8 protein-coding genes and 1 pseudogene are annotated in these 7,600 nt (G+C 31.9%); 6 read left to right on the forward strand and 3 right to left on the reverse strand.

Annotation, left to right across the window (positions count from 1 at the left end; translation table 11 throughout):
• The 3 genes and pseudogenes from BWGOE10_RS27555 to BWGOE10_RS27565 form a co-directional block, all read left to right on the forward strand.
• Nucleotides 1-348: pseudogene (locus BWGOE10_RS27555) on the forward strand (ABC transporter permease); the annotation flags it as partial.
• Nucleotides 348-1,079, forward strand: a complete 732-nt coding sequence (locus tag BWGOE10_RS27560) for an ABC transporter permease (RefSeq protein ID WP_070146061.1) — start codon at nucleotides 348-350, stop codon at nucleotides 1,077-1,079. The pseudogene BWGOE10_RS27555 and the gene BWGOE10_RS27560, both read left to right, overlap by 1 nt.
• A gap of 705 nt (nucleotides 1,080-1,784) precedes the next feature.
• Nucleotides 1,785-2,057: an HU family DNA-binding protein gene (locus BWGOE10_RS27565; RefSeq protein WP_070146060.1), complete on the forward strand. Its 273-nt coding sequence runs from the start codon at nucleotides 1,785-1,787 to the stop codon at nucleotides 2,055-2,057.
• 271 nt (nucleotides 2,058-2,328) lie between these two features.
• Here the strand turns inward: BWGOE10_RS27565 and BWGOE10_RS34110 are convergent, their stop codons facing one another.
• The 3 genes from BWGOE10_RS34110 to BWGOE10_RS27575 form a co-directional block, all read right to left on the reverse strand.
• Entirely contained in the window at nucleotides 2,329-2,679 is a 351-nt protein-coding gene (locus BWGOE10_RS34110; RefSeq protein ID WP_081338247.1) for a DUF2085 domain-containing protein, read from the reverse strand.
• Nucleotides 2,680-2,958, reverse strand: coding sequence for a zinc ribbon domain-containing protein (locus tag BWGOE10_RS27570; protein WP_070146059.1), 279 nt, complete (start codon nucleotides 2,956-2,958; stop codon nucleotides 2,680-2,682).
• 672 nt (nucleotides 2,959-3,630) lie between these two features.
• Nucleotides 3,631-3,879, reverse strand: coding sequence for an NUMOD4 domain-containing protein (locus tag BWGOE10_RS27575; RefSeq protein WP_070146058.1), 249 nt, complete (start codon nucleotides 3,877-3,879; stop codon nucleotides 3,631-3,633).
• 605 nt (nucleotides 3,880-4,484) lie between these two features.
• Between BWGOE10_RS27575 and BWGOE10_RS27580 the strand changes: the two genes are divergently transcribed.
• The 3 genes from BWGOE10_RS27580 to BWGOE10_RS27595 all read left to right on the forward strand — a co-directional run bounded on the left by BWGOE10_RS27580 (nucleotide 4,485) and on the right by BWGOE10_RS27595 (nucleotide 7,331).
• Nucleotides 4,485-4,799 carry a hypothetical protein gene (locus BWGOE10_RS27580; protein WP_100246355.1) on the forward strand — a complete coding sequence of 105 codons (315 nt, stop codon included), beginning with the start codon at nucleotides 4,485-4,487 and terminating at the stop codon, nucleotides 4,797-4,799.
• 627 nt (nucleotides 4,800-5,426) lie between these two features.
• Nucleotides 5,427-5,771, forward strand: a complete 345-nt coding sequence (locus BWGOE10_RS27585) for a hypothetical protein (RefSeq protein WP_070146057.1) — start codon at nucleotides 5,427-5,429, stop codon at nucleotides 5,769-5,771.
• 606 nt (nucleotides 5,772-6,377) lie between these two features.
• Nucleotides 6,378-7,331 (forward strand): DUF3994 domain-containing protein, encoded by a 954-nt coding sequence (locus BWGOE10_RS27595; protein WP_070146055.1) that lies wholly within the window; start codon nucleotides 6,378-6,380, stop codon nucleotides 7,329-7,331.
• Nucleotides 7,332-7,600 lie beyond the last annotated feature (269 nt).

The raw sequence follows: 7,600 nt of genomic DNA on the forward strand, positions 1-7,600 counted from the left end.
CTCTTTATAGGGAGTATTTTTTTAGGTATAGGATTAGATTTTGGATATTCTATTCCATGGTCAAAAGTAATAAAAATTAGTTTTTTCCCTTACTTTTCTGCCTTACCAGTTTTAGCATTACAATTATGGTTATCCATTGTTTATAAAAATCAAGGAATCACATTAATAGTGGGGGTTTTAGGTACAGTATTAGCACTATTCTCAGAATCCTTGCCAGACTGGATTATATGGAAATTGCCCTTACTTGCAAGTAAATCAAATACAACTACACTGTTAGGGGCTACAATTGGGGTTTTACTAATTTTGATAGCAACATTTGATTTTGTAAGAAGGGATGTGGATAAATAATGCTAAATTTAAGATTATTTTTGGCTGAATTCCATAAGATTAAAAAGACAAACATCTGGCTACTATTATTTATTACTCCCCTTTTAACAGGGATGTTAACTTACCTAAAAGTGAGTGATACATTAGCATCTTTAAATAATTGGGAAATTATTTATTCATTTGCTTCAATAATACACGCTATGATCTTTCTCCCATTATTAACTGGAATTTTTACTGCTTTTATCTGCCGTCACGATCATTTACATGGTGGGTGGAAGCAATTACTAGTTCAGCCTATAAAACGTTATCAACTTTACTGTACTAAAGCTATTTTTGTGCTATTTTTTATAATTATTACTCAACTTTTATTCCTTTTAGAAATAATTATAGTAGGTTCTATTTGCGGGATAACAGGCCCTTTTCCTACAACATATATATTCAAATCTTTAATAGGTGGAATATTTACAACATTACCTTTAATAGCACTTCAAATGTGGCTTTCCGCAATATGGTCCAGCTTTGCTGCTCCAATGGTAGTATGTGTTGGTCTAACGATACCTGGTATGATAATTAGTCAGTCTGAACGATTTGGTCCAATTTATCCATGGAGTCAACCCCTTTTAGCTATGTTACCTTCAGGTAGTGAAACAGGGCTATTATTTATTTCTACAAAAAGTATATTAATTGTATTGATTAGTTTTATTGTATTGTTCGCAGGGGGACTAATCAATTTCAATAAAAAAACATATTAATGTAAATACTAATGATTTTATATAATCACTTTAATATACAAGGATGATTACTAATGAAAATAATTACTTATCTTTTAGCTATATTAGCTCTAATTGTTATGATTGCTACCATTATTTTTGATATGAATTTACCGTATAAATTAAATCACTGGTTAAGTATTCTATTAGCTCCATTTGTTATTATATTAGGTTTCTATAGTAATAAAAATTCTAATTTTAATAAATAAATTAGAAGAAAAATATAAAAAGATTTCATCATACCGGATGAAATCTTTTTATATTTTTTCTCACTAAAATCTCCTATTGCCATCAAGGTAAGAAATTCGTAGTTACATAAAACGAAATAATGAGCTAAATTCTTATAAATCACTAGCCTTAGAGAAGTAATTTTTTCGTTCTGGGGCATTTATTTTTCTTAAGTTGATGGATGTGGGGTAGCACCACATTGCTATCAAGCTAAGATTCTTAAATGCCCCCATAACGAAAATGAGAAAACATTAACAAAATTATAATTAAAACATCACTTTATATTGTTTAATCGAGATGTTAAAATATCAATTATGTGATGAAATCCTTTTCCCTGGTACTACTATTACACAGAATTGCCCCTAGCTCTTGCTAGGGCTTTTTCTATATATCTTTATTTACATGAGAAACGTAGGTACGTTATAATAATTTCTTATTACATGCAAAGAGGTGCAAAAAATGAATAAAACCGAATTAACAAAAATGGTAGCAGAAAAAGCAGAACTTACACAAAAAGATGCAGCTGCAGCAACACAAGCTGTATTAGATGCTATAACAAATGCGCTTGCAAATGAAGAGAAAGTACAGATTCTTGGTTTTGGTACATTTGAAGTGCGTGAAAGATCTGCACGTACAGGACGTAATCCACAAACAGGTGAAGCAATGCAAATCGCTACATCTAAAGTCCCTGCTTTTAAAGCCGGAAAAGAATTAAAAGTAGCAGTAAAATAATTATACATAGTGAAAAAGGATCTGATATGAATATCAGATCCTTTTTTTTAGTAGGGGTCTCGCCACATCACTATCAATCAAACAAAATAAAATACCTCTTAAAATGAAAAAATACGCTTTCTTTCTGTAGACTTATAGGAAAGGATGGCGTTTTTTTTACACTTGGGGGTAAAGCAAATTCTTAAGTTGATGGGCATGTGACGGTACCCCTATTCAAGGTATCAAAAATTATATCCCAATGTAGTAAAGAGTTACAGAATTCCCTTACCCCTTAAAAAGAACTGTTTTTTCCTAATAAGTAAATAAAAATACATGATTTTATAAATAACGTAATTAAAGATATTCCAAAAACGCTCCCCGTAATAACTCTTTTAATATTATTACTTTGATAAGACGTTAAAAGTTGAAGTCCTCCATCTATTATTAAAGGAATCATTCCTAATATATAAATAAAATAAGGAAATTGAAAATAAAAATACAAAACTATCCCTAAAAATAGGCCTATTAACTCTCCCGTACATCTGGCACATAAAGGGAAATAATGATTATGATAGTGAAAAGACCTATTTTTATTTTGATGACACCCAAATACTATGGGCAACCATTTATTAATAAATAACATTTAAATAGCCGAGACCATACCTATTAAAAATAAGATACCATAAAATGCAACAAAAGTTCCTACAGCAACTAACGCGCCTATACCAGCAGCCTTCGCTGATTTGGGTTTTTCATCTCTCCACACCAAAAATAAAATTAACCCTACAAGAGGAACACAACAACCTAAAACTCCCCAACCAAAGCCGCCCCTATCTTTAAGTGTAAATTTTTGTTTCAGACCACAATGAGGACAAATTGAGGCCTCTTTATCAATATTTTCTCCACAATTAGAACAATACATAAAATATAATACCCTCAAAATAATTTACATTTATAAAAACACCTATATAAAAATACCAAATTTTAACTCATCTTTCTATAATTTAAATCATATTTTTTTGAATAGACTAAAAAACTATTAAAAAGTTCCCCCCTTTCTGTTTGAGAAGGGGATTGCTACAATATTAAAAATTAGCTTCTTAAAACGATAATTATGTAAATGAGCTGTCCATATGGGCAGCTTATTGTATTTTTTGCTTAGCGTATATTTTCGTTAAAATGTGGGTGGTACGCCTTTACTAAGTTGTTCTTTCCTGTTGCAGAATCCTTATTATATATAAGGATTCCTTTTTTTGTTACAAATCCACAAAAAAAAGATAAGATCGGAGAGGATGATCTTATCTTAAGCATAAGGGAAAACAAGTGACACAAACCATCTTAATTTTTATGATATTATATTTTTTGTTAATTTTCGATATAAAACCTATATTTAGAATCTATATCAATATTGAGAAATTTATTACAAAATGAGCTATAAATGATTACAAAATCGAATGTAAACTTTTACCCATTAGTTTACTTTCAAATCCCCTGATATCTTCAAAATAAATAACAAAAGTATACATTCAAAACACTATAAATAAAGAGGTCAAAAATCCAACCTATATAATATGAGATGGATATTTACCTTTACTCAGTAAATCTTTTCTTTTGCACCCTTAAAGGAACTTTCGGATAAATTAGGAAATGCTTTTTTCCATAAGTCAAAAACTTTATGGTTGGTAGTTTCACCGTTTTTTGACAGCTTTACTATATGGAATCCGTATTCATCATTACACCTTACTTTAAAACGCTTTCTACTAAGGGAATAAATTCTGCCTGATTCGGTAATTTCATATAATCCCTCGTAACCCTTAATCATCCTTTTTTGTTCTTCAATCATAATGACTCCCCCAATTTTTCTAGCTATATTGATTGTATCGACAAGTAACTATTCGGTAAACCCTATATAACCCAATCACAACTCATCAGTTCTGCACGAGGCTGTTTTGCAACGCAATAACAAGGGCTATGCCTCCATCATAAATCCCTATCAAAAAGGGTGGTGCTGTTGCGAGGCAATATAGTCCCTGCTGGGCGATAGGTACACAGTAGGAGAGGGCGTATGACACGAGGGAAGGACAACGGCAAGGAAAGAACGAATGAAAGAACAACAAACTAACGAATAAAGAAAGAAAAGAAACAAGCAATCAATGAATAAGTAATGAACGAGATCAGCGAGGACGTCATGCGGTGCAATGCGACGCGCTAATTATTTTTATATATAGATGGGGGTATATGGGGTGGGGTGACCCCTCTAAATATGTCGGTCTGATAGATGAAAAAAATACACCACATTTTTAAAACCTTTTCAGGCACAAGGCGTGTTGCTGAGAAAGATTCTAACGAAATTAACTTTTACTTAATATGGGGCTACCCTATAATTAAACTAACGGGGCAGTTTAGTGAAACAAGCTGAAGAAAAAAATAAGAAAGAGGTAGCTTTCTATGAAGGATATAATAAAAGGCTTTTTGGAGGAACCGTGGTGGGTCATCCCGGATAACTTGGCAGAAATTCTTAATAATGAACTAAATAGGGAGTTATCTACAAATCACATTCTCTACGGAAAAAAGGCTGTTGCAGTAGCAAAGAGAGAAGATAATGACGATGTGATTTATTGGATTATTGAATTAGAAAAATATGCAATTGTGCATTTAACTTATACTAAGGAAACCTCTTCCGAGTATCCGAAGACACAGTTATTTACATTAAAGGAATTAGAAAAAACACTGCAAAGAGGTAGTAGAATTTTATTAAGCTAACGGGGTCTTTACTTCAAGAGGGTGTATCTTGCCATTTGTTAATAATAAGTAGCCATTTTGATAAAAAATAATTTTGCGATGGTTTCTAAAAACTTTTTAGGAGGTTTTGCTGGGGTACCGCCAACATTTTAACGAAAATATACGCTAGGCAAAATTCGACATGAGAAAACGTTGATTTTACTACTCTAAGCGATATCACCAGTAGATATTTGAGACAAATGCACTTCAATGTAAAAGGTGCTGAAAAGAGCTTAAATAGTGTCTCAAAACTCATCTTTAAATCAAATTCTTAATTCAACCCGTGTTATGGAGTTTTGGGAATCCCTTAGCGTATAAAAACGTTAAAATGTGCGTCCTACCCCTTTTTAAACTTAAAAAATTAAAATAAAGAAGAAAAATAACGAAATAAGGGATTCACCATTTTAGCACCAACATTTCGCGAATTTCGTACGCTTAGATGAACCAACAAATGGATTAGATCCACTAGTTTCCTTTGTTCAAGTCATAAACTTTAACTTTTTCTGTAATACCAGTGTGATAGTTGATAAGAAACTTTTCCATAAAGTAACATAAAGTAATATAATGTAATATGTACCCATTATTTAGAAATTGAAAGGAGTCATTGTAATGATTATTTGGAGGGGTAAAGGAATGTTAGTAGCCTTAGCATTTATTTTAGGGTTTATGATAAATGCATTCCTTTTTAGTTTTTTGCAAGTGAACACGGAAGATAAACCTGGATTTATTTTGCAAGGAATATTTTCGACTATCTCTATAGCGATGATTAATTATTTTTTCACTAAAAAGTTTATATCTGATAGTGTACGAACACTCGTCGATGAAAAAACCGGAGAAAGAGTTCAAATAAAAGATAAATCTTCATTATTTTTCATTCCAAATAAGTATTGGACTTGGATTATTCTAGTTTTAGGTGTTGTAATTATTATTAATGTTAGTGCGCAATTATCATAATTTTTTTATATTAACTACTTTTAATAATTTAAATTACTTATTTGGAAAATTATATTTTTTTACAGTAACTACTCAGCTATACATTGCTTTTAGAAGGTTAGTAAAGGGGATAATTGCTGCCATAAAGATAAAAATGGCCCTACACCTCGCTGCATTTCTGTGTTTTAAAACTTTGCGCGTGGCAGAAAAAGGAACTGACCGCTTCTATGCATTGCCAGTCCCTCTCGCCCATTTTAAAAAAATGCTTTTCTTTCTTTTTTTACAGAGTAACTGAGTAGTTACAAAATTTATTCAAATTAAGACTCCAATTATATAAAAACTCATTAGTCTTTTATTGGAAATGTTATAATGGTAATTGTGGTTTTTTCTGGAAATGGGTGATGTTCGCATAATTATTGGATTAGATTCCTAAGCAGCAGTTGAAGCATTTTCTACGTTTTTATAACAAGATAACTTGAATTTGTAACAAACAAAATTTGTTGAGTTAATCTAATCATTTATTATGTTGTGGGAAACGAGACATTTGCATGCCATTGCAGAAAAATCGATTTATAAGGTAGAGGTTACTTTATAAAAGCTTATTAAAATATTAAAGGGGTATATGTTATGAAACTGAACAAGGTATTATCCATAGCACTCCCTATCATACTCTTAACAGGGTGTGGTGGGGAAGACAAGATAAAAGAAAAAGCCGAAGCCAAGCAAGAAGAGAAACAAGAATCGAAGAAAGTAGCTAAAACTCATAAAGTACCTGCTGAGTTTTATAAACGAGATATCAATACTTATTGTAAGTATTTAGAAGATGACTTTAAAGCATACAACAATGAACTGAGTCATATCTCGGATAACACTACTACAAGGGAAGCGATTATAGATAGAATTAAACGACTCGAAAGAACAATTGATATGTTTAATGAAGTTGACCCTCCTAAAGAGTATGCAGACGTCCATAAAGATGTAGAGAGTTCAATGGAACACTTCTCAAAGGCAATGAAACTATCGAAAGAAGTATTTTCTAGAAAAGAAATGCCTAAAGGGGGTAGAACTGATAAAGAATTACTAGAAGAGTCTGATAATGAAATCAAGAAAGGTGACGAGTACTGGTTTAAATTCATAAAAGAACTTGGTTTCACAGAAGGCTCTCCTAACAGAGCAATAACAGAAGCTCAATTAAACGAGTTGGATAATAAAGAAGGTACTAACCTTGAAGCAGTAGAAAAGAACGTAGTAGATGGAACAGAGTTAATTGCTAACTGGGGTTTTGAAACGAAAAACGGTTTCCAACCTTCTCTTATCTTAAAAGGTGGTAATCCAAAACAGTTTGAAGTTTACCTATATGGAGATTATCCAAAGAAAGGTAACCACATTGAAGGTACATGGACTTATGATGGTCCATCCAAAGAGTTACGATTACATATCGACAAACAATTTGTAAATGGTCAGGAAGCAGAAGTTATTCATAAAGACCTTAAGTACAAAGTACAAAACTATGATAAAAAGAATTTGCAATTATTTAACCAAGATTCTATGAAAATAACTCGATATACAAAGCAAATGTAATGATAAAAAGGAAAAGGATTAGGTATAGTCGCCTAATCTTTTCTTCTTCGTAACTATCCAGCCCATAGTTAAAAACGCAAGACAAATAGAGGTAATCACTAACTACGATCTATTCTGTTTTCCTCTGATTGGGGTACCGCCACATCGCTATCAAGCTAAGGTTATGAAGTACCATCACGACTTTCACCGAAATCACAAGAAGTCATATAAGGGATAGCACTACCCATAAAGCAAAAAATACGTTATCCTTGCTGTAGAATCATAGGAAA

It is taken from the genome of Bacillus mycoides (genome assembly GCF_001757995.1).
Classification (GTDB): domain Bacteria; phylum Bacillota; class Bacilli; order Bacillales; family Bacillaceae_G; genus Bacillus_A; species Bacillus_A mycoides_B.